This is a genomic window from Nodosilinea sp. LEGE 07298, assembly GCF_015207265.1.
Classification (GTDB): Bacteria; Cyanobacteriota; Cyanobacteriia; order Phormidesmidales; family Phormidesmidaceae; genus Nodosilinea.
The window spans coordinates 46,619-69,214 of the sequence record NZ_JADEXE010000002.1 but is presented as its reverse complement, the minus strand read 5'-3'; the positions used below and the strand labels follow the sequence as shown (position 1 = coordinate 69,214).

At 55.5% G+C, this 22,596-nt stretch carries 19 protein-coding genes and 1 pseudogene; 8 read left to right on the top strand and 12 right to left on the bottom strand.

The annotated features are described in order from the left end of the window. On the bottom strand, positions 1 to 100 hold a 100-nt coding region (locus IQ273_RS35620), incomplete at its 3' end, for a transposase (RefSeq protein WP_194021068.1). 253 nt (positions 101 to 353) lie between these two features. On the opposite strand from IQ273_RS35620, the gene IQ273_RS00630 reads away from it, so the two are divergent. Continuing rightward, entirely contained in the window at positions 354 to 683 is a 330-nt protein-coding gene (locus IQ273_RS00630; protein ID WP_194021066.1) for a WGxxGxxG family protein, read from the top strand. Positions 684 to 760: 77 nt separating this feature from the next. Here the strand turns inward: IQ273_RS00630 and IQ273_RS00625 are convergent, their stop codons facing one another. Both IQ273_RS00625 and IQ273_RS00620 read right to left on the bottom strand, forming a co-directional pair. Next, positions 761 to 2,962, bottom strand: a complete 2,202-nt coding sequence (locus IQ273_RS00625; protein WP_194021064.1) for a VWD domain-containing protein — start codon at positions 2,960 to 2,962, stop codon at positions 761 to 763. Positions 2,963 to 3,278: 316 nt separating this feature from the next. Then, complete coding sequence (locus IQ273_RS00620) at positions 3,279 to 4,433, bottom strand: hypothetical protein (RefSeq protein ID WP_194021062.1); 1,155 nt, start codon at positions 4,431 to 4,433, stop codon at positions 3,279 to 3,281. 960 nt (positions 4,434 to 5,393) lie between these two features. Here IQ273_RS00620 and IQ273_RS00615 point away from each other — a divergent pair. The 3 genes from IQ273_RS00615 to IQ273_RS00605 all read left to right on the top strand — a co-directional run bounded on the left by IQ273_RS00615 (position 5,394) and on the right by IQ273_RS00605 (position 6,563). Continuing rightward, on the top strand, positions 5,394 to 5,681 hold the full coding sequence (locus IQ273_RS00615) for a hypothetical protein (RefSeq protein ID WP_194021060.1): 288 nt from the start codon (positions 5,394 to 5,396) through the stop codon (positions 5,679 to 5,681). Between the two features lie 226 nt (positions 5,682 to 5,907). Further along, positions 5,908 to 6,183, top strand: a complete 276-nt coding sequence (locus IQ273_RS00610; RefSeq protein ID WP_194021058.1) for a hypothetical protein — start codon at positions 5,908 to 5,910, stop codon at positions 6,181 to 6,183. Beyond that, the gene (locus IQ273_RS00605) at positions 6,183 to 6,563 is read left to right on the top strand and encodes a type II toxin-antitoxin system VapC family toxin (RefSeq protein WP_194021057.1); all 381 of its coding nucleotides are present in this window, start codon (positions 6,183 to 6,185) and stop codon (positions 6,561 to 6,563) included. Before IQ273_RS00610 ends, IQ273_RS00605 begins: the two co-directional genes overlap by 1 nt. Before the next feature lie 4 nt (positions 6,564 to 6,567). Here the strand turns inward: IQ273_RS00605 and IQ273_RS00600 are convergent, their stop codons facing one another. The 3 genes from IQ273_RS00600 to IQ273_RS00590 form a co-directional block, all read right to left on the bottom strand. Beyond that, positions 6,568 to 8,928, bottom strand: a complete 2,361-nt coding sequence (locus IQ273_RS00600; protein WP_194021056.1) for a HEAT repeat domain-containing protein — start codon at positions 8,926 to 8,928, stop codon at positions 6,568 to 6,570. Between the two features lie 141 nt (positions 8,929 to 9,069). Then, the gene (locus tag IQ273_RS00595; protein ID WP_194021055.1) at positions 9,070 to 9,651 is read right to left on the bottom strand and encodes an HdeD family acid-resistance protein; all 582 of its coding nucleotides are present in this window, start codon (positions 9,649 to 9,651) and stop codon (positions 9,070 to 9,072) included. Positions 9,652 to 9,880: 229 nt separating this feature from the next. Beyond that, positions 9,881 to 11,221 carry an FAD-dependent oxidoreductase gene (locus IQ273_RS00590; RefSeq protein WP_194021054.1) on the bottom strand — a complete coding sequence of 447 codons (1,341 nt, stop codon included), beginning with the start codon at positions 11,219 to 11,221 and terminating at the stop codon, positions 9,881 to 9,883. Positions 11,222 to 12,042: 821 nt separating this feature from the next. On the opposite strand from IQ273_RS00590, the gene IQ273_RS00585 reads away from it, so the two are divergent. Beyond that, entirely contained in the window at positions 12,043 to 12,312 is a 270-nt protein-coding gene (locus tag IQ273_RS00585; RefSeq protein WP_194021053.1) for a GlsB/YeaQ/YmgE family stress response membrane protein, read from the top strand. A gap of 267 nt (positions 12,313 to 12,579) precedes the next feature. Next, entirely contained in the window at positions 12,580 to 13,935 is a 1,356-nt protein-coding gene (locus IQ273_RS00580) for a hypothetical protein (RefSeq protein ID WP_194021052.1), read from the top strand. Here IQ273_RS00580 and IQ273_RS00575 read toward each other — a convergent pair. From IQ273_RS00575 to IQ273_RS00555, 5 genes are all read right to left on the bottom strand, one after another. Then, positions 13,932 to 15,755, bottom strand: coding sequence for a M3 family oligoendopeptidase (locus tag IQ273_RS00575; RefSeq protein ID WP_194021051.1), 1,824 nt, complete (start codon positions 15,753 to 15,755; stop codon positions 13,932 to 13,934). The two genes, IQ273_RS00580 and IQ273_RS00575, sit on opposite strands and share 4 nt — an antisense overlap. Before the next feature lie 209 nt (positions 15,756 to 15,964). Next, positions 15,965 to 16,357 carry a hypothetical protein gene (locus IQ273_RS00570; protein ID WP_194021049.1) on the bottom strand — a complete coding sequence of 131 codons (393 nt, stop codon included), beginning with the start codon at positions 16,355 to 16,357 and terminating at the stop codon, positions 15,965 to 15,967. Positions 16,358 to 16,417: 60 nt separating this feature from the next. Then, a complete protein-coding gene (locus IQ273_RS00565) occupies positions 16,418 to 18,133 on the bottom strand; it encodes a SulP family inorganic anion transporter (RefSeq protein WP_194021047.1) in 1,716 nt (571 codons plus the stop codon). A 61-nt stretch (positions 18,134 to 18,194) separates the two neighbouring features. Beyond that, on the bottom strand, positions 18,195 to 19,058 hold the full coding sequence (locus IQ273_RS00560) for a universal stress protein (protein WP_194021044.1): 864 nt from the start codon (positions 19,056 to 19,058) through the stop codon (positions 18,195 to 18,197). 7 nt (positions 19,059 to 19,065) lie between these two features. Continuing rightward, complete coding sequence (locus IQ273_RS00555) at positions 19,066 to 20,580, bottom strand: SulP family inorganic anion transporter (protein WP_194021042.1); 1,515 nt, start codon at positions 20,578 to 20,580, stop codon at positions 19,066 to 19,068. A gap of 485 nt (positions 20,581 to 21,065) precedes the next feature. Between IQ273_RS00555 and IQ273_RS35615 the strand changes: the two genes are divergently transcribed. After that, positions 21,066 to 21,332: a hypothetical protein gene (locus tag IQ273_RS35615; protein WP_228052188.1), complete on the top strand. Its 267-nt coding sequence runs from the start codon at positions 21,066 to 21,068 to the stop codon at positions 21,330 to 21,332. A gap of 66 nt (positions 21,333 to 21,398) precedes the next feature. Further along, positions 21,399 to 21,506, top strand: a pseudogene (locus tag IQ273_RS35610) (DUF3179 domain-containing (seleno)protein); the annotation flags it as partial. 5 nt (positions 21,507 to 21,511) lie between these two features. On the opposite strand, the gene IQ273_RS00540 reads toward IQ273_RS35610, so the two are convergent. Next, positions 21,512 to 22,354: a DUF547 domain-containing protein gene (locus IQ273_RS00540; protein ID WP_194021040.1), complete on the bottom strand. Its 843-nt coding sequence runs from the start codon at positions 22,352 to 22,354 to the stop codon at positions 21,512 to 21,514. Positions 22,355 to 22,596 lie beyond the last annotated feature (242 nt).

The window sequence follows — 22,596 nt, the reverse complement described above, 5'->3', positions numbered from 1 at the left end:
AGCCGCACTTCGGACACCGGATAACGCCGTCGGGCCAGCGCAACGTCCGAACGCTGTCGTAGCACTTGGCCTCTTCCAAAAGGTGTGTCAGGGTTAGCATGAGATCGCAGAGCAGGTGCACTTTAGTGTTCAGCCTAGCGAATACATCATCTGCTTGCAGGTCACCTCCCTGAAACACCTATTGAGCCATACAAAGGTCTAACCAACGACGAATAGCACCCTTTAAAAAATTCTCTAGCCTGTAAGCATCAAGGGAATTACTGGGTTATGCTGACCTGCTTACTAGGGCTTAGCCACTGCGGATAAACCAGGCTCCTTTGGTGTTTAGGAACTCAGCTTTAGGAACTCAACGTATGAAAAGCAATCTTGTATCGAAATGGGTTGGGGCGAGCGCACTGGCGCTGAGCCTGGCGATTTTGCCCTCTGCGCTACCGGCATCTGCCCAGGTAACCCCTGACCCCGTTGATCCAACCCTTTCTGACGATGTTGCGCCCGAGCCGATCGCGCCTAACACAACTTACGCCGACCCGGCCTATGCTGACGACGGCTTTGATTGGGGCTGGCTCGGCCTCTTGGGCTTGCTTGGCCTGGCTGGTCTGGCCGGACGTAACTCTAATCGAGCCACGACCTACCGCACGGAAGATCGCGTCACCACCCCGACCTCTACGGATCCTCGCCTGTAGAGCGTAGTGGTTGTAAAGAGAGTTGATTTAGCCAAACTGCTTGGGGAAGGGGTGCCAAATGGCACCCTTTTTTTTGGCTAGAACGGCAGCCGGGGCAGCGAAAAGGGAACTCGACGGCGAATTTCGTCTTCTACCCGGTCTTGCACCTGGTCAACCAGCGTGGTGGCGATCGCATTGACTGCGCTCTGCACAAAGTCGGGTTGGCCGGTGGCAGCCACATCAAACACGCAGCCCTCCATCATCCACTCGTTGACGCCCGCCTCTCGGCACAGGCGGGTAGCATTTTGAATTTGGGCCGGAGCCACCCCCAGCAGGGTCGGAAACTGACTGGGAAAGTCTCGTTGGGTCAAGGTTGCGGTCGATTGGCCGGGGGCATAGTCAAACAGCGACTCGCCAGCGGTGACGCGCCAGCTATCGCCAAACTGGCGGTAGAGCTGCTCAAAGAAGGCGGTTTGCACCTGGCTTAGCGGCACTGGCACTGGAATTAACCCCTGCACCAGTTGGGCTACCGGAGCGTAGGCATCTTTGACTGGCACCACCGCACCGCCGCGAATTTGCAGGTCATCGTCGGGGTTGCGGTTCAGGTTGCCCAATAGCCCCTGGTAGCCCCCAACCTGGCGCGGCACCTCTGGAGACAGAGCCAAGAAGGCCGCGCCGCCCATCGTGGTTTGAGACACCTGCAGCGTTTCGCCCGTGGGCCAGAGAATCTGGTAGCGTTCCGTTCCGGAGTTGCCCGCCCGCAGCACAGTACCGCCCCCCGGCAGCGTCATTGGGCCTGTGCCCAGCGCCAGCGGCTGGCCATCGAGCCACAGGGGCGAGTGGCCATCGGGAGCATTTTGGGCATAGATGGCCAGTCGATGGCTTCCAACCCGCATGGCTACCGCCGTATTCATCGACAGGGGCCGACCGGGAATTTGGCCCTGCCGCGCCTGCACCTGAAAGTGGCCATCGGTGGCCGCCGTTAGCCAAAACTCGCCAATGGTTTGAAAACTGTAGCGGTAGCCGTCGTAGGTAATGATGTGGGGGTCACCGTAGCTGGTGCCTCGGGCGCGATCGCCGTCGCCGCCCCAGGGCGTACTGGGGCCTGTCGCCTCGGGCTCGTCGTCTTCGCAGGGGTTGTCGATTGGGTCGATGCCCAACTCGGCATCGCCAGGGTAGCCGGTAAGGGCAATGACGGCCCGATCTGAGTCGACGGAGGTGACCCCCGCTGGACGGGTGCCATCGGGACAGGTGCAGGTTTCGCCCAAACAGTACCACTGGTTAAAGCTGCCGCTGATGCGGGTCGTGTTGCGATCGCCCCAGCGAATTGCCCCGTGGCCGTTGCCCAGCACCTGCACCGACACCACTTGAGCCGTGGGCAGGGTGAGCTGGTACAGCCGCTGAACGGTGCGGGTAATCCGCCTGCCCTGGGGGATAGAGAGCGGCACAACGTCTCGGCGATCGCTCGTAATGCCCGGCCCGCTAGTGTTCCAGTCGCGCTGGCTGGAGTTGCGCTCTAGGCCCATCGCCCAAGTTTGTAAAAAGCCCTCGCGGTTGGCCATCAGGCCCAAAAAGCGATCGATCCAGGCTGCCTCATCGGCGGGGGCAGGCAGCGGCGGGGTAAGGGCGCGATCGAGCAGGGTCCACACCGACTCGCCGCTGTGGGCCATATGGGCAAACACGCCCTGGGCATCGTAGCTGCGATCTTCGATTTGGCTGTAGCTGGTCAGGTATCGTCGCCAGCGACTTTCACCCAGGGGTGACCCGCCAGCATAGGTTTCTCCAGCCCAACTTGCAGAACCTTCTAAAACCCAGGGCGGCAGAGGAGACAAGGCCCCGGCTTTCTCGCGCTGGTAGCAGTGGTAGACCTCGTGGGCAATATTGCTGCGCTTGGCCGGTTCCGTCAGCCCGGTCCAGGCATCGGCCACCACGATCAGGCAGGTCTCCCACGCGCCAGTCGACGGCAGGCCTGTGCGGCCTTCGAGAACGCGAATATCGACCCACTGCCCTGGAGCGGCCGGATCGCGCACGGCGGCTCGACTGGTGGCCAGGTTGTGCTCGCCAGAGGCATCGCTGCGAATGTACTGGCTCTGATAACCGTCGTCATTGGTCGCCACAATCGGGTGGATAAACCGATGGCCTGTCTGGCTTTCAATATAGCTCTGCGCCTCCGCTACCCGGCGGTCTAGGTCGGCATCGGCCGGAGCCGATCGCGATAGAGTCGTCATCACCAGGGCCAGCGTGAGGCTAAATAACACCACCAACCGCAGCCAGGTCAAACGGGGCCAAAACAGAGCCATAGCGGTACCAAAACATCAGCGCATGACTGCACTTTCAGCTGAGGTTGGGGTAATTCCGGATAGGGTTTAGCAAACGCAAGATTAAGCTATATGGATGGCACCAAAAAAGGGCTTTAAGCGAGCCAGGCTATATCGATCGTCCATGCCGCTAGCGCAGCAACCTCAACAACAAAAACAGCCATAGCCGTTCCCATCGACTTCGCTCAGGGAACGGCTATTTTTAGGGCAAACTTCCGAAGACGGCTAAACGACTGCCATATTCGGAAGTGCGGGAGTCTAGATCACGTTGAACCCCGGACAAACAGGCCATTCGCCCCTAAGCCGCGATGGTGTAGCGATAGACCGCTGCCACTGGGGTCTGGGTAGGCATCGCCTCTTCGTCGAGTAGGTAAACAGTGCCCCCCTGTAAAAAGGTTTGCACAGCCACCAGATCGAGCAGATCTTGGTCGTGGGGCTGGGGTTGGTCGTGCTGCTGCAGCTGTCCCGAATTGAAATCGAACTGGCCCCAGCAGTGAGCGTTGGCTTTGGTAAATAGCACATCGACCTGGCCGCGACAGGCGGCGGGCAATAGATCGGGCAGGCGATCGCTAGCCTGATCGGTGCTCTTAAGGTTGTTGTAGTGCACCATCGCCTGCTGGTGCGACGCCTCTAGCAGTGCAGATACTTTCTTCCAGGCGGCCTCGCGCAGGTCATCGGGCTTGGCCTCGTCGGGGTTGCCCGAAACGCCGTCTTCCAACAGGTGAGGATAGGTATTCACCTCGCGATAGATTGGCTGTAGGTAGTCAACCGAGGCGATTACCAGGGGTGCGTCTTCCTGATTGAGGTAGGAATGCAGCCCCTCGTTCACGGTCCTCAAAAACCGCTGAATGTTTTCTTTGTTGTCGTCGGTGCCGACGCCGTGGCCGTGGTAGTTGGGCGTGCTGCCCGAGCCGCTGACGTTGTGAAACTGCAGCTGGGCCTGGGGGTCGTCGTAGCGCAGCGCCTCGGCTAGGCTGGTAGGCACCCGCTCTAGGTCAACTTCGCTGATATGGTAGCGAGTGGCCTGGTACAGCCGCACCTGGTTCTGGCTAAGCGCCAGCAGGTAGAAATAGCGATCGCTCGAAAACAGCGGCAGCAAAGGCTTGAGGTGAAAGCGATCGCCCACCACCACCAGCAACTCAAACTCTAGCGGCAGCCGGTACAGCTCCATGGCCTCAGCGGTTAAAAATAGCGCTAGCCCCTGGCTTTGGTGTCGCCAAAAGTGATCGTCTTCGAGCAGATCAAAAGCAGGCTGTAGCAGCTGCTGTACGCCTCGCTTGTCCATACCCGCTGCCAGCAGTTTGGTTTCTGCCTCACCGAGCAAATTTTTGAGCCGAATGGGGTCTTGCTGAATCTCTGGCCCGGCCACGTGGGTGGGCAAATAGATTGAAGCGGAGTAGTCGCTCGCAGACTGGCTCAATCGCTTAAATTCTGATTGGGATAGTAACGGCATAATCTCTTTAGCGTTCGTCTTACTAGCAGCCTAACGAACGGGCCAAAGATTGCCTTCTATCGATTGGACTGTTATCTGTAGGACTTTCAAAACGCTGTCAATGAAGTGGGGATGCCTCTACTTTTGTTGATGGTTCCATCATTTCTACATCAGTGAGAATCAGTTTGAAGCTAACTACGTCTCAACTAAGAGAATCGCAGCCTCAAACCAATAGATTGAGCGAAACCTGCGTGAATGTTGCCCTTGCTTACGCCGATCGTTGGAGCCGCAGGCTTAATACGGGGGCGGCATGATTGACATGCTGCAATGACAGCAACGTTGTGCATTGAGCATATCAATGTGTAGTGGCTGCAAACTCGAAATCACTCTATGACAGCGAAGGATGCTATAGATGCAGAAAGCAGTTGAGCTATTGCAGCGGCGTTGTCAGGGCGCGATCTAAAGGATGCAGCCCTGCATCTAAAGGTTGCAGCCCTGTATCTAAAGAATGCAGCCCTGCATCTAAAGCATCGCGCTTCTACAACGACAGATTGCGGCGACACACCAAAGGTGCAAAGGCTGAATGGAACGTTGTGCGGCAATACACCGATGATATTGCGTCTGAATGTAGCTCTTACCACAGCGGCAGCTAAGCATCAGGGCTGGCACAGCGCCATCGCCCCCGCAATGTAAAGGTTCACGACGGAGACGCACTCTGTAGCGATTGTGACTTGCTTGAGCGATCGCAATAGGTTAAATTTCTCACTTAAGAGCTGTGTCAGAGCAGCTTGTTTCCCAAAATTTGGTCGAGCGCCACTGGAAGGAGATTAGGCCCTCCAACCAGTGGCTGACCCCCAAGGCTGAAACAGGCAGTCTCGGAGGCTGAGTAGCATTTTACTCTTGGCCGCTCCGAACCGCACGATGTCTGGGAGCGGCCAAATTTTGGTTTCCTACCCATCCATTCCTTTGGAGGAAACCCTCATGTTGTGTTTTACCCGTCAAGATCCCTGGGTTCTGCAAGAACCCAGGGATCTAAATTCGCTTCGCCTCGAAACGCCCAACCCTCAGCCGGGGCGAGAGCGATTGCGCCATCTGGTAATCGGCTCCCCAGACGGAGTGCGAGGGGCGATCAACCACCTGCACCTGCTCCGCTACGCCGAACAGCGGGAGTGGAGCCAGTTGGTGACAATCCCAGAATCAGGGATTTTGATTACCCCAGAGCAGGGCGAGGTGTTTAGCTACCTGCTGCGCTGGCGACAGCTCAGCTAATTGCTAAGGGACCGGGTACCTTCAAAGCGCCCGGTCCCTTACTCGCATAATGTACGTCATGCTCACGTTCAATACGCTTGACTGCAAAGTGCCTATGGCAGACCTTTACGAAAACATTGAGTTCGGCTAGCTGCTGGAAGAGGCAGCATTTTCCCATGCTTGTTTGCCTATTGCCAACGGGGATGGTAACTACAATATAGAGATAACTGGCAAGTAGGTCGGCAATATGAGCCCAATTCTACAGCGCATGATGAGTGATTTGAGATTGCTCAGCCTAGAAGAACAGTGGAAGCTAATGAGCTACTTAGTCAATCGGCTTCGTCCTGAGGTTGTAGGGGCCGACCAAACGCAATCTGAGACACTGCTTGGCAAGAATGCTGCCGATATCGATGCAATACTGCAAGCCACCCAGGGATGTTGGGGAAACTCAAGTATTGAAGAAATTGATGCTAATCTCGACCGACAGCGACAGTTAGATTGGCAACCTCAGGATGTCGGCTAATGAAGCTGCTCTTTGACACCAATATTTTTATCTACCATTTCAATAACCAGTTGCCTGAGTCAGGCACTGCCCTTTTGCGAGAAGGCATTGCAGGGGAGGGTGCCTATTCTGTCATTACTCGTATTGAAGTATTGGGATATAAACAGTCTGAGGCTGCCGAAAACCAAGCCAAACAACTTCTGAGCCAACTAGTTGAGTTACCGCTTAGCTCCGAGATCGCTGAGCGAACAATTGCTATTCGAAAAAGCCTAAAAATTAAGGTTCCTGATGCCATCATTGCGGCTACGGCTTTGGAATACTCGCTACAGCTCGTCAGTCGCAATGAAGACGATTTTGCTCAAATCAAAGAGCTAATTTTGGTTAACCCCTTTAAGCAGTAAGGTATTAACCCTGAAGCTTGGCAAGCTGCTCCACTGCCCATTTTCTAAGCTGCTCGTCGTTGTCGTTTTGGGCGCGATCGCGCAGCAGTTCCAGAGTTTTGGGATGGTCAGGATATTGCTGTACCAGGACGTTGAGAGCAATTTGGCGAGGGTTGTCTTGCCAAACAAAATCCATCACAAAGGGATCATTGAGAGTAGTATTACACCAAATTTCAAACAGAATTGGCTCTTCTTTCCAGCCTTTAGCTAATTCCTCCATTACCTCCCTACGCACATCGTAATTGTCATCATGTTGGGCACGGTTCTTGAGCCACAGTAAAGTATCAGGGTCGTCTTTCCAGCCCTCGGCTAACGCCCGCACTACTGCTAACCGCACACAGTAATCACCATCACATTGTCCACGGTCTTTGAGCCAGGTTAAGATATTGGGGTCGTTTTTCCAGCCCTTAGCTAACGCTTCCACCGCTGCCCTCCGCACAACGCCGTTATTATCACGTTGGGCACGGTCCTTGAGCCATACTAAGGTATCAGGATCGTCTCTCCAGCCCTTGGCTAACGCCTTTACTGCTATCGCCCGCCTAATGTAATCATCATCATGTTGGGCAAGGGTTTTGAGAATGGACAACGTCTCGAGGTCGCATTGCCAGCCCTTAGCTAACGCATTCACCGCCGCTATCCGCACAGCGTTGTACTTATCACGTTGGGCAATGGTTTTGAGGATGGGTAACGTTTCCGGGTCGTCTTTCCAGCCCTTGGCTAACGCCTCCACAGCTGCCTCTTGCACATCCTCATCATCATCCTGTTGGGCAAAGTTTTTGAGAATGGGGAACGTCCTAAGATCGTCTTGCCAGCCCTCAGATAAGGCTTGCACCGCTGCCCTCCGTACACGGCTATGATCATCGCGTTGGGCAAGATTTTTGAGCCAGGGCAACATCTCGGGGTCGTTTTTCCATCCCCTGGCTAGTGCCTCCACAGCGGCTTGGCGCACAACCCAGATCCTGTCCTCTTGGGCACGGCTTTTGAGAATGGGCAATGTCTCGGGATCGTCTTTCCAGCCATTAGCCAACGCCTTTACCGCCGCTATCCGCCCATCGTCATCATCATCATCACGTTGGGAACGGTCTTTGAGCCAGGGCAACATCTCGAGGTCGTCTTGCCAACCTTTGGCTAACGCTTGCGCCGCTGCCTGCCGCAGAAAGAGGTTCTTATCACTTTGGTCAAGGGTTTTGAGCCAGGGCAACATCTCGGGGTCGTCCTTCCAACCCTCGGCTAATGCTTCTACTGCTGCCACCTGCACATCGAAATCTTCATCACGTCGGACACGGATCTTGAGCCAATGCAACATATTGGGGTCGTCTCTCCAACCTTCGGCTAGCGTCTGCACCGCCGCTATCCGCACAGCTTTATCTTTATCACGTCGGGCACGGATCCTGAGCCAACGTAACGTCTCGGGGTCGTTTTTCCAACCCTCAGCTAACGTCTTCATCGCCGCTATCCGCACAGCATTATCTTCAGCACGTTGAGCACCAGGAGCGTACTTGTCATCACTTTGGGCAAAGGTTTTGAGCCAGGGTAAAGTGCTGGGGTCGTCTTTCCAACCCTCGGCCAATTCCTGCACAGCGGCACAGCGTACATTGCTGGCATTGTCCTCTTGAGCACGGTTTTTAAGAAAGGGCAATGTCTCGGGGTCGTCTTTCCAGCCTTTGGCCAACTCCTGCACGGCGGTGCGGCGCACAACCCAGTTCTCGTCCTCTTGGGCACGGGTTTTGAGAAAGAGCAACGTCTTGGGGTCATCTTTCCGGTCTCTCGCCAACTCCTGTACAGTGGCGCGGCGCATATCGCTCTGGCGCATGGCTTCCTGATCGTGCAATTTCAGCAAGTCCCGCAGATCATCCGAACTCCACAAAATGCCCTTTACGGCCCGCACGTACTGCTTGCCAATCTGCGGCCAGTCAAATTTTTCAGGTAAGGGGCGCAACTCTAGCGCTTGCCACCGCAGCGCCAGCACCTCGGCATCAATGGTGCGGCAGTCTGGCTCAAAGGCTCGGCCCAGCGTCGCCTTCACATCCTTGTCCTTCATAAACTCCCGCAGGGGAATCTCGTAAAAGTCGCGAATCTCCGCCCCAGAGCAGCCCTGAAACTCCAGCTCTGCTTCGACCAGTTCCACAAACGCCTTTAGCGCTTCGCCTAGCGCTTTTTGCACAGGCGCTTGGCTGGCTAAACCGGCTGCATCGGCAACACAGCCCTTAAAAAAATCCTTGGCGTAGTCTTCCAGGCTGCCTTGCAGCAGGGGCAGCAACACATCTTTGGCGACGTACTTGCCTGTTTCCTTCAACCCGATCGCAGCAAGAATGTCTAACACCATAGCTTTCAGGACCGTGGGCGCAGTTTCTACAACTATATCGCTGGTAGAAGAAACCGCTGGCGGACCTTAAACCCAAAATTGCCCGGATGCTCCATAGAGGAAGCATCCGGGCAGCATGGTTGTCAGCAACTGGGTGACGGCTCAGGCAGATGCGGCTGACTCAGACTCATTCTTGAGCACTTCGCGGGCTTTGAACGATAGCCCAATCCGAGAAATGCCCGTAAACAAAATGCTGGCCCCCACCAGCGTACCCAGCAGCCAGGGCGCATCGGAGGGGAACTGGAACCAGATCATGGCACCCAAAATTAGGGTGACGATGCCGTTGCCCAAGGCCCAGGTCCAGTTTTGCTGAGGCCGCAGCTTAAACGCCAGAATCAGCTCAAACACGCCCTCGGTGAGCAAAAAGCTGCCCAGCAAAAGCGTCAGCGTCAAAATGCCGGTACGGGGGTTGATAAACAACATCACCCCTGTAGCGATGTAGAGAACGCCGAGCAGTACTTTCCAGAGGGTGCCGCCCTGGGCACGGGTTTGGTAGGCATAAAACAGTTTGGTCGCCCCGGCAGAGGCCAAAATAAGAGCAGCCCAAGTTTCAACAAAAATGGTAGAAACAATAGGCAGCGTAATGGCCACCAGGCCAAAAATGGCGAGTACAACGCCAGTCCACAGCGAGCGATCGCGCACCTGCTTGACGTCGTTAGTATCCAATGAAACATCGCTAGTCATAATCACTTTTCTCCCAATTTCAATAACTAAACGCTGGTCTCAAACACAAATGAGCCCAGAACTACGCTGGCTGAGCGAAGTCGAAGCCAAAACCCACCCGAGATGTCCCCTTCGACTCCGCTCAGGGGACGGTTACGTCTCAAACTAAAGAAAAAATCAAAGCCTGAGTAGCGTCAAAGGGTAGAACGTGTAACTCTCCAGCTTCAAAAATGCTGCGGAGCAGGCTGGGCTAATCTAAGTCAAAAATTTCTTCTCCAGAGGTGGGATGGAGACCAATCGTTTCGGTCAACTCTGCCACCGTTAGCCCACGCTGTAGCGCCGGCACAAATCCCTGGATCATCTCAGAAGCTTCATCACCCACCAGATGCAGACCCAGTATTTCTTGAGACTTGGCATTGACTACCAGCTTGATCAGCGACTCTCGTTTTTGGGGCGACAGCAGGTAGCGCAGCGGCGTAAATCGGGAGCAGTGCACCTCAATCTCTAGGTCGTCATGGGATCTGGCCTCGGCTTCGCTCCAGCCCACGGTAGCCGCTTCGGGGGAGCAAAACACCGCAGAGGGTACCCAGCGGTAAGACATGGCCTGGGGACGATCGGTAAACAAGGTTTGGGCGGCGGCAGAGCCTTCAGCTTTGGCTACGGGGGTTAGGGGCACCCGATCGGTGCAGTCGCCAATCGCAAAAATTGACGGCTGGGCCGTGCGGCTGTAGTCATCTACTGCGATCGCCCCATCCTTGACCTCAACGCCCGCTGCCTCCAGGTTGAGGCCCTCTAGGTTGGGTTTACGCCCCAGCGCCAGCAGCAGCGTATCGGCCAGCAGCGTATCGTCGTGCTGGCCCGACAGGGAAATATGCATACCGCTCTGGTCGGTGCGCACAGCTTCGAGGGTTGTCTTGGGCAACAGTCGAATGCCTTGATCCATCAGGCTATGGTGCAGAGTTTGACGAATATCTTGGTCAAAACCGGGCAAAATCCAGTCGTTGTTGTCAATTAAAGTGACATGGCAGCCCAGAGTCGCAAAAATATTGCTAAATTCTGCCCCAATGTAGCCACCCCCCACAATCGTGAGCTGGTCGGGCAGCGCCTCTAGACGAAACATATCACGCGAGGTGAGGCCATAGTCAATACCGGGTAAATCGGGCTTTACCGCCTTCGCGCCAGTGGCGATGATAACTTTATCGACCGTAATGGTTCGATCGCCCAGTTCGACTTTGTGGGGGTCAACAAACCGGGCCGCCTCATTCAGTACGGCAACGCCCGCTTTAGTCAGCTTCGACTGATACGACTGCCGCAGTTCGGCGAGTTCCTGATCGATCGCGCTGCGTAGCGCCAGCCAGTCGAACCGACCGCTGGGGTTGACCCAGCCATAGCTCTTGGCTAAACACTGCTGGCGAGCAAAATCGGCGGCAAACACCATAAATTTTTTGGGAATGCAGCCGCGATTGACGCAGGTTCCACCCAGGGGTCCAGGGTCTGCGATCGCCACCTGTGCCCCATACTGGGCGGCGGCTGTTGCTGCAGAGAGGCCAGCCGACCCGGCCCCGATGACGAGTAGATCGTAATCAAACATAAGGTTAGTCAACTTGCTCCAGGCTGTCTTGCTTGTGGGTAGCCTCTAGTCCAAACTGATCGCGTTTCATTTCACAGCGCCCCTTCATAGCACCCCAGAACGAGGATTGTCTCTAGTACCGCATGGCTGAAATAAACCAACTATTGCAAACCCTAACCCTCCAGCCCGCTGGCTCCATAGCTCCCCCGAGATTGGCAATAACCACCCAGTTTGTGCCGTCGAGTACTAGGTGCCATTACTCTCTAAATCGGCTAACGAGAAATCGGCTAATGAGGGGGCGGCTGAGAGTTTTGTCTATGCGATCTATCTATGTAGCTCCGGTGATTTTGCCCTGAAGCCTAGTCCAGCGCAGGCCATCCCTCGCTTAAAACTGGCTAAGAACCCGAAAAAATCGTGTTCTCTACAAGGCGAACGTTTGAACGCTTCTTTAGCTTAAAGAGAATCCTCAGCCATGCCGCTCTGTCTTTTGGTAGAACCCAAGCTACTCAGAATCCTCCTCTCCCAGCTTTTGGCCTGGCTTAAAGCCTTGCTTGAGGACAATGAATGCTATTTACAGGCTTGAGTCGCAGTGATTTGGGCCATACCCGCTCGGCGGCTGAAACCAGCGATGGCCGCTTCAAACGCGGTCTTTGGCTATTGACAACCAGTGGCCATGAGAGCTGGATATACCTTTAGACAGGCAAAACTGTACCTTTAGATGGTCTCGCCAGCTAGTCTTGTTCCGCTAAAGTAATGTTGAAAAGAAAAAGGCAGCAGCCCGGCATCATAAAGTTCTTGATTGCTTTTGTTCTAACTGCCTTTTGAATATCTGGAGTTAATTTATGAATATTCTAGCTTGGATCGTATTGGGTCTGATTGCTGGTGCAATTGCTAAAGCCATCTACCCTGGCCATCAAAGTGGCAACATCTTGGGCACACTCATCTTAGGCGTTATTGGCGCGTTTGTCGGAGGTAGCATCTATACTTTGCTGACGACAGGAACATTAGCCCTTACGGCGACTGGGTTTAGCATCGGTGGCATTATTCTTTCTGTCGTAGGTGCAATCATCGCCCTATTCATCTACTACGCAGCCACCAAGCGGACTGCCTAGTCAGGACACTTGTTGCTAGCCAAACTGGATGAGCGCAAATAATCTAAACTTCGGAGCGCATTGTGGCGATCGCCCAATGTGTCCTCCGGTGAGACGTTGACATCCTATACAGTCTAGTAACTTGCCTTGCAAGTATAGTTTAGTAACTTGCCTTGCACGGGTGAGCTTACCTGATTACAATGATTAGGGCAACTCAATAGCAGTTGTCCTAAATTTTTTTTTGGAAGCAGAGTTTCCAGTGGTTTTGTTGTATCAATAGGGTTCTCTGTGAACGATCAGCTCAAGCGATCTGAAATTTTAAAGCAAGAATTATATGATTTTGTTCTCGATGCCGATGGTGCTTTGGCGACAGCTTTAGAAAGCTACAGCGCCGATCGCCTCAAGCATTGGTCAGCGACCAACCTACAGGGAATCAGTCGCTCAGAGCTAGCTATTGATATGTTTTTAACCGAGGGTCGGGCTGGTGACCAATCGGTTCTAGATATTTTTTTGCAAGACAAGACCAGTTTGCCCCAGGCTGATCAGACGTTGGTCAAGGGCTGGAAAAACACCTTCAACGGTCTGTTCAAGGTCCTCCAGGTTCCAGAAGAGGGCGCAACCGGACGCTACGAGTTAATGAATTGGCTAACTGAAAAGCGCTATTGGGTAGAGCCCAACGGGGCGCAGTTGGCAGAAGAGTTGTCTCGGCTCAGCCCAGGAGAAATTGTTGTTACTCGCCTGTTGCCAATTGCAGCCACCGATTGGACGTTTTCAGGTCCTCTCATGCTGCTGGGCAAGCTGGGCAAGCCTAAGCTAGCGGTCGCCATTGGCAACTTCAAAAATTGGTTTCCTCGCTACCTTTATGGCGATGCCCCAGAGCTTTTAGAAGAAGCTTGGGATTCTGTAGAGCGCTTTCACCACGATTTTGTTGATTTTTTTGGCGGCGATCGCGTCACGCTTTCGGGCTACGAGTTAAACAAAAAGCTGCAAGAATACCAAGACATCATCACCCAGCGGCGCTTAGAAGAAGCCGGTGTGGATGGCTCTAAGTCTCTACAGGAGATAGCCGCTCAATCCGGCGTTTCTGAGGAAGAGCTGGCGGAATCGGTAGAGTCGCTTGGGGCAGACGGCGACCAGGTCAGTCGTCTGCTCAAGAATAAGAAGGCGGTCAAGATGGCCATGCCGTCTATTAACCTGCCGGATGATCTGCGTCGGGCGGAAGCCGTGACGGTATTTGTTCACCCTCGCTGGGGACAGACATTTCTAAAAGACTACGGTCGCCTTATCCAGTTGTTTGAGGCAACCGATGACGAATCGGCAGCCAAGCTGGATCAAATGATCCAAAAATATCTCAAAGACGATGCCGTCAATGCCTACATCTGGCACTGCCTGGCCAAAGAAAATCCAGCGCCACTGATGGCGTCTCTAGAGCGAGTTCTCGACCGCTCAGATCTGACGGCAAACGATTTGGATGATGTTTTGGTTCAGGCTGACAAGCCCCTGGAACCAGAGCTGCCAGAGATTGCCAGTGTGCCTATCCACCTGCACAATCTCTTCCAGGAAGCCCTGCAAGAGGTGAACCAAAGTTCGTCAAAGAAAAAGTCAAAAAACAAGCGCAAGCAAAAGACAGGTTTCGCCGTTTAAGTGTTCAATGGGGCCAGGCTTTCTAACCGGCTGACGGCGCGATCGACAATATCCAAACTGGTCTGCCAAAACTGGGGTTGGCGAATATCTTGCTGGAGGTGGCGCTGCACTACCTCCTCTGCCGTCATGCTGCCGGTGTCGCGCAGCAGGGTGGTGTAGAGGTCGTTAAACGCACTGCCATAGTGCTCTTTTTGAGCGTAGATGCCCAGGCTAAACAAGTAGCCAAACAGGTACGGGTAGTTGTAAAACCCGAGTTCTGCGATCGAGAAGTGTAGCTTGCTGGCCCAAAACATCTCGTCGTAGCTCATCAGGCTGTCTTCGTACCAGTACTGCCAACTGTCGCGCATCATAGTTTTAAGCGTATCGGCAATAATGAACCCCTGCTTGCGAGCTTCAACTAGTTTTTGCTCAAAGGTAAACCGAGCGGGAATATTAAGCAAAAATGTGATGGCCGCCGCCCCTTCTTCCCAAGCAATTTTGAGCTTTTGCTCGGGCGTGCTGGCCTGCTCAAACAGGGCGTCGCGCACCAGGGTTTCGCCAAAAATACTGGCGGTTTCGGCCAGGGTCATGGGGTAGAAGGTTTTGTAGCGCGGCAAGTCTTGCATCACCCAGTTGTGCCAGGCATGGCCCAGTTCATGGGCCAGGGTCAGCACGTTGTTCATGCTGCCCTCAAAGGTCATAAAAATGCGCGGCTCTTTTGGTTCGGCAAAGCTGGCGCAGTAGGCCCCAGTAGCCCGATTAAGGGTGGGCTGAGCGTCAATCCAGCCTTTTTCAGCCATCATGATCGCAAAGTCGCCCATGGCCGGGTTGAACTGGCTAAAGGCTTTGGCCACTAAATCAACGGCCTCGGCAAAGGTAAACCCTTGGCTCTGACTGTCGGTTGGGGGTGGGGCAAACAAATCCCACGGAGCGGGCTGAATGTCGAGCACATTGCCCATCGCCGTTAAGGCTCGTTGGCCAATGGCTCGCCGCTGGTAGGTGGTATCCATCATGGCATCGAGGGTGGCGCGATCGATGCGGCTCTGGTGGCAGCTTTTGTCGAGGTAGTGCAGGGTGCGGTGGTGCGATCGCTGTTTGGTTTCTTCTAGCCGCCAGCCGTTGATAGCGTTAAGAATGGCTGCCACCGTGTCAGCTCGACTTTCCCAGGCGGCATTGACACCGTGCCATGCCTCAGAGCGAGTGGTGCGATCGGGGGAACTGAGTAAATTAAAGGCCTTAGCCAGCCCTACAGAATCGCCAGCGACGGAGCAGTGCAGCGTACCCGATAGCTCGGTGTAGAGATTGCCCCAGCCCTGTAGCCCATTCACAGCCAGACCGGTAATCAGCTTTTCTTCAGCCAGGCTGAGCAGTTGGTCATTGAGCTGGCGCTGGTGCTGCAGCGAGAAGCTCAGCTCTTCGAGTACCGGATCGGCGACTAGAGCCTGAATAAAATCGTCGTTAACCCGTAGCAGAAAAATATCTAAAGCTTTGGTCGCCTGGCTCATTTCAGCGCCAAGCTGTTGAAGGGTAGGTTTCCACCGGCTGGCGCTGGCATCGCGGGAGTCAACGCTGAGAATGGAGGAAATAAAGGTGCGCAGGTTGCCCAATTGCTTGGCGGTGGCGGTGCGCTGCTGGTGGGCAGATCTAACCTGGGCCAGCCAGCCCTCGAACTGATCTGGAGCGATCGGTTCCGCCGCCTCAATCTGCTGAGCGAAGGAACTACAAAGGACTGAAAGGGTATTGATTTCAGTTTTGAGGCGATCGACAGTGATAGCGATTTGAGGATCGTCGCTACCGGTGTAGAAGCAGCTATTATCCCAGGTTTGCTGCAGATTAGGCATGGGGCAGTAGGGCTAAAGATGTGACTTTAGCTTAGCCAATCTCTGAGAGTTTACCCGGTAACCTTTGGGGCGTTGCTGATTCAGGGGATGAACCGATGCCTGAAAGCTCTGAAATCTCGTTCAGAATTTCGCAAAATCATCCCGCTATTCAGCAACGCCGGGTTTCTCCCTACGTCTAGATTGTTTAGCTTCTGGAATGCGATCGCAGCTCAGACCAAAGTGCCACTATTCCTACCGTTAACGGGGCCAGCAGCGCCAGGGTGAGGGTAGGTGCGCTGGCTCATGCCCAGACAGGCCAGGGCAAAGAGCGCCGCGATCGCCCCCACCGCCACCCGTGGCCCTTGCTGGTCGATAAAGCGCCCCACAAACGGCAAAATTAGCGAGCCGCTAAGGGTGCCCAGCAGGTACAGCAGCGACACCAGCGATCGCGACAGCCCCAGATCCGCCATGATCGGATCGAGAAACACCGACACCCCAATAGTTTGCCCAGGGGTGGTCATTAGCTGACCTAGGGTGCCAGCAGCAAGTACCACCCAGCCGTAGTAGATCGGAGAAGCCGCGATCAGACGGCTGTGCTGAATCGGTTTTGGCTGAGGACTCACAGTAGGGTCTGTCCTGATGGGTCATATTTTGATAGGTAGCGCATGCGGCGATCGCTGGGGTTAAACCTCTACCTCAAGATCGCGAGGAACCACGAGGTCGGTGGTAGGAACTAGTTTTTGCTGCGAAATCGCCAGGCCTTTATTCAAGGCCAGCAGCCGATCGTCCATCCAGTGGTCTTCAGGAATAATCCCGGCAATTCCCAGCTTTTCTAGTCGGCTCTTAACTTTTTTATTCGCCCCGATCACCATCACCTCTCGGCCCGCCTCGATGGCTTCTTCAATGGCATTTTCAATCGCCAGCGCTGAGGTTACGCCTAAAATCGGCACTTCGCTGAGGTCAACAATCAGTACATCGTAGTTGGCGATCGCATTGTGCTCCCGCGAAATCGCCTTGGCGACTCCAAAAATCATCGGCCCGCTGAGGTGAAATAGCAGCACCCGATCATTGGCCGCATCTAAGGCCGCTTTTTCTGCTGCCGTCAGCACAATCTGGTCGTCGGCATCGGTGATGGTCTTTACCGACTGCGACTGTAGCTCATCCAAACGAGCGATGGTCAGAATGTTGGCAATAAAGACGCCGACGGCCACCGCCACCATCAGGTCAACAAACACCGTTAGCAGCACCACACTGTAGACAATGCCCGCCGCCTTCCAAGAGATCTTGTGGGCTCGCCGCAAAAAGCCCCAGTCAATAATATCGACCCCCACTTTCAGCACAATGCCCGCCAGCACCGCCAGGGGAATGCCCGAGGTCAGGGGCGCGGCCCACAGCACCACCACCAGCAAAATCAGCGCCCGGCTAATGCCTGAGAGTGCCGTGCGGCCTCCAGCCTGAATATTGACCACCGTCGCTGTCGTTGCCCCCGACCCAGCAATGCCGCCAAACAGGCCGGTGATCAGGTTGGCGACCCCCTGACCAATCAGCTCCTTGTTTGACTTGTGCTCGGTGCGGGTCAAACTGTCGGCGACCAGACAGGTCAGCAGGCAGTCAATAGAGCCCACCGTCGCTAGCACTATCGCGTTGACAAAGATCAGCCGTAGATTGTCGGTGGTAAAGGTCGGTATCTGGAGCTGAGGCAGGCCTGGGGTAATCTCGCCAATGGTGGCGATAGTGCGAATATCAATATTGCTTAGAAGCGTCAGCGAAACGATGGTGCCCGCTAGCAGCGCCCCTAGCTGGGGTGGAACCAGCTTTTTGAGCGAATTGGGATACAGAAACAGAATGGCGATCGTGAGTAGACCCAGGCCTGTTTCCCAGGGGCTGGCGCTGGCGACCAGGTTGGGCAGGTTTCTAATCACCCCAATGACGCCGCCTGCTGGCGTCTCTTGCCCTAAAAAGGGTGCGAGCTGCATAAAGATGAGAATGACGCCAATGCCAGTCATAAAGCCTGAAATGACGTTGTAGGGCAGCATTGTGATGTAGCGCCCTAGCTTCAGCAGGCCAAAGCCAATCTGAAACAAGCCCGCCAGCATCACCACCGTAAAGGCCATCGCCAGCCCGGTTTTCGGGTCGCTGGCGGTGGCGGTGGTGGCTGCAATCACAGCGGTGATAATGACGGTCATCGGACCGGTAGGTTCAGAAATTAGGCTGGGGGTGCCGCCAAACAGAGCTGCAAAGAAACCCACCAAGATAGCTCCCCATAACCCTGCCGAGGCTCCGGCACCCGAGGCAATACCAAAGGCCAGCGCCATGGGCAGGGCAACTACGGCGGCGGTAAGGCCGCCCAGCACATCCCCTCTGGTATTGCGAAAGTTGATGCGATTTGCGATCGCCATGGGCTGTGATCCTTGTTGTGCGTCAAAAAACTTGAACGGGCCAGACTTGAGCAAAGCAATGCTAGCGGTAGAGCAGCACCGGAATTTGGCAGCTGCGGAGTAGCTGTACCGTGGTGCTGCCGATCACCAGGTGGCGGATGCGGCGGTGGCCGTAGGCTCCCAGCAGCAGCAGGCTGATGTCGTGGTCGTCGATGTAGCGGGCGATCGCTTTCTCCGGCTCCCCTATTTGCAAACTTGCTGTCGGTGTTAGCCCCGCCCCTTGCAGCATCGCCTCGGCCTCGGCTAGGCACCGTTTTTTCTCAGCGTCTGAGTCTGACGAGGCCACGGTAAGCAGATGAATCTCCAGATTTCGCAGACTGGGAGCATCGGCGACGAACCGCAGTAGCTTTTGGCTGGTAGGGCTACCGTCGTAGGCCACCAGCAGCCGCTCCATCGGCACCACGGTGCTGGGGGTAATTAGGCAGGGCTTGTGGCCGCTGCGAACGATGCGATCGACGTTGGCCCCCAGGTGGCCAGAGGCAAAGTCGGCGGCTTCACCTCGCTTACCCATGACGATCAGGTCTACGTCAGCTTCGAGACTTTCCAAACAGTCGACCAAAAAGCCGGTCTTGTGAATCAGCTTGACGGTGGTGGCTCCGTGGGCGGCGATCGCGGCTTCGGCATTAGCCAAAATCAGCTTGGCTTTCTGGTGGTTGAGCTTGGCCCGCTCGTGCTCCACTTCTACCAGCTTTTTCAGCAGGTTTTCGGCGGCCCCTAGGCCAATGCTGCCGCTGAGGTCGCTGGCTTCGGCCGTGGCCTGACCCCGCGAGTCGGTGACGTAGAGCACGTCAACACTGGCCCCCATGCCCTGGGCAAACCAGGCGGCGTAGGGATAGCTGCTCTGGGCAAAGGCGGAGCCGTCAGTGCAAAGTAAAATTCGTTTCATAGTGTGATTAGTCCTGCACGGTGGCTTTAGTAGGGACGGCGTCGGGACGGCTGTGAACGGCCAGCTTATTGACCAGGGTGGCGCTGGCTTCATTGAGGCCAATCACCTCTACCTCGGCCCCAGCCCGGCGAAACTTGTTGACAACTTTGTCGAGCGCCGCGACGGCCCCCTGGTCCCACAGGTGGGCATGGGTGAGGTCGATGGTGATGCGATCGACAAATTCGTTGAAGTCAAAGGCCTCGAAGAATTCATCCCTTGAAACAAAGAAAATCTGGCCCGACACGCTGTAGATGCGGTGATTGCCGTTGTCTTCCAGCACCTTGTCCACAAACACCAGCTGGGCAATTTTGCGGGAGAAAAACACCGTGCTCATGACGATGCCCGTCGCCACCCCGAGGGCAAAGTTGCGGGTGAAAATCGTCACCAGCATGGTGGTCAGCATTACCGCCGTTTCGGTGCGGGGAAGTTTGGCCATATCGCGGAACGACGCCCAGCGGAAGGTGCCGATGGAAACCATGATCATCACCGCCACCAGGGCTGCCATAGGCATCTGCTGCACCCAGCGGCTCAGCACCAGAATGGCAAACAGCAGAAACAGGCCGGAGGCCAGGGTTGAGAGTCGTCCCCGTCCGCCCGACTGCACGTTGATCACCGACTGACCAATCATGCCGCAGCCGGCCATACCGCCAAAGCAGCCGGTAACAATATTGGCAATACCCTGACCCTTGGCTTCGCGGTTCTTGTCGCTGGAGGTGTCGGTGAGTTCGTCCACCAGCGATGCCGTTAGGAATGAGGCCAGCAGCCCCACCACAGCCATGGTCAGCGAGGTCGGCAGCACAATCAGCAGGGTTTCTGTGGTCCAGGGCACCTGGGGCAGGGCGAAGATGGGTAAGGCAGTGGGCAGCTCGCCCATGTCGCCGACGGTGGGCACGTCAATGCCGAGGGCGATCGCGGCCACCGTCATCACAAATAGCGCCACCAGGGGCGAAGGCAATACCTTGGTAAAGCGCGGCAGAATGTAGATGATCGCCAGAGACAGCGCCGTCATCACGTATACGGCCAAGGGTACATTCGTCAGCTGGGGCAGCTGCGCTAAGAAAATCAGCACCGCCAGGGCGTTGATATAGCCCACCATGACGGCGCGGGGCACGTAGCGCATCTGGCGACCCAGCCGCAGCACGCCAAAGATCACCTGGAATACGCCGCACAGCAGGGTCGCCACCAGCAGGTACTCCAGCCCGTAGTCGCGCACTAGGTCGATCATTAGCAGGGCCATCGCCCCAGTGGCGGCAGAAATTGAGGCGGGTCGCCCCCCCAGAAAGGCGGTGACCACAGCAATGATGAAGGAGGCATAGAGGCCGACCTTGGGGTCAACCCCAGCGATGATAGAGAACGCGATCGCCTCTGGAATCAGCGCCAGCCCCACCACCGCACCGGCCAGCAGGTCGGCTCTGGGGTTAGACCACCAATCTCGCTTCAGGGCGCGCAAGTTTAAAGGAAGATTGAAATTGGAGTTGTTCAAAGGGTCTCCTGAAGCCTGGAAAATTAAACTTAGTCGGGCTAGACAGAAAAATATCTGCCTAACTTTTCCAGCCCTAACCCAAAGCACTGTGGATTAGCTCACAGGTCAATTGGGGGTTAGTTGCAATGGTGTCGTGGGGCGATGGCCTGCGCGATGGTCAAAGACCAGTCCTCGGGGACCATCGCAACCGACTATCTCAAGTTTTGGCTAAATCTACGCTTGGGACTGACAAGAGCGATCGCCGCCTGCGGTCATCAAAGGCTGTTGAAGTGCTTAGAGCGATAGGTTCCCCGAGTTAGGGGGGACTGCCTACCAGCTGATTGCCTTGGGACTGACCGAGAAAGAGCGACATAGTTCGTGAGTAAATTTGCTTAATACTTTTTACCTGCTCCTATGTAACGACATATTGGTAGCTATGTCTAGGGGCAGACCCAAAAAGATAGTAAGTAGCAAATTTCGGCGTTGCTGATTCAGGAGATGAACCGATGTCTGAAAGCTCTGAAATCTCGTTCGGAATTTCGCAAAATCATCCCGCTATTCAGCAACGCCCAAATTTCTTCCCGAGAGCAGATCTGATTGACCGGTACAGCTACTGTCAACTGGGTATGACGCCCCAGCGGTTTTACGCCAAGTGGCAGATGAGCCAGGAAGACATGGCCGCGATCTGCCCCGGTCGGTCTCGACGGTGCGGGGCCGGTGGCGCAAAGGTCGCAGCTATCGCCGCCCTACTCCAATTGACCTGCGCCATCTGATGGATCTTTTGCTCGATAACTTTGACCAGATTCCGGCAGACCTGCGGCAGGCCCTCTGCGCCACCGCAGCGGGGCAGCACTACTTTTGGGGTGTCGGGCAAGCTATACCAAAGCCGCTTGGTGATGTGCGATCGCGCCGACGATAGCCGATGGGTGCTGAGGTGGAGAGTGGGAAGCAATTACTGATGGTTGAGAGACCAGTCGTAGTCGAGGTAGGTGAGCTGGTAGCTACCCGCCTTTAGGTAGGCCTGGTCGTCGGGGGGGAGGTATTGGCTGATGAAGTTGAGGGTAGCCCGCTGTTTGTCGCTACCGGTAAAGCCGTCGTCGGTGGCGTACTGGGGCTTCCAGTCATCGCCAAACCAGTCAAAAATAGCGGAAATAGCCACCTGATTGGCCGCCTGGTCGATCGCTAGCCCGTAGGGGCCATCGAGCCACTGCTGTACCTGATCGTCGAGCTGCTGATCGAGGGCGGCTCCGGTGTAGGGCTCTCGGCGCAGGGGTGGGCAACTGAGGGCGGCACAGACCAGAGCGGCATGGATACGGGGTTCGCCAAAATCTTTGCGCAGGATGTCGTGCTCGATCGCATCAAGGGTGAGCGGCTGGCCCATGACGGTGTGCTTTCTAAAATTCCAGACGCCAACGATGTCGCGAATGCTGTCCTTGAGCGGGTTTTGGTCGATGATCGACTGGAGCGTCAAGATGTTGTAGGCGTTGATTAAAAAGGCGATTTGGGTGGGCTCATCCCAGGCGGCGTAAGCCTCTGGCGACACCGCTGCCAGCTCGGCTACGACGGTCTTTAACCCCTCAGGATTGGCCTGGAGCGCGGCATAATCGACCAGGCCGCTGCTATTGACGTAGGTTTGCAGCAGGGTGCTGTAGTCGTCGTAGGTAAGAGGGGCCAAGGCCCCCGTCGCAGATACTGCCGCAGCGGAGGTCTCGGCTTGGGGGAGCGATGGGGCGCTACCGCAGCCCGCCAGTAGTGCGATCGCACCGAGCGCCATCCATACCTGAGGTCTAACCATAAGAAACCACTGCGAGAGGATACTGTTTAGTTATCACTGGTTGGGCCAGATTTATCTGACTATTCTCTAAGGCTTTGCTGAGGATTTGATGAGTAAAGAGCCGCTACTAGCTCGGTGGATCGTTTCGCCTGCCCCCGCCCGATCGCTTCCCGCCATAATTTGTTTGGCTTTCGCTCGGTGATGAACTAATTCTCAGGCGCTACCCCAGAAACTCTCAGTCTGTTCTCAGGTTGCAGCCTGCC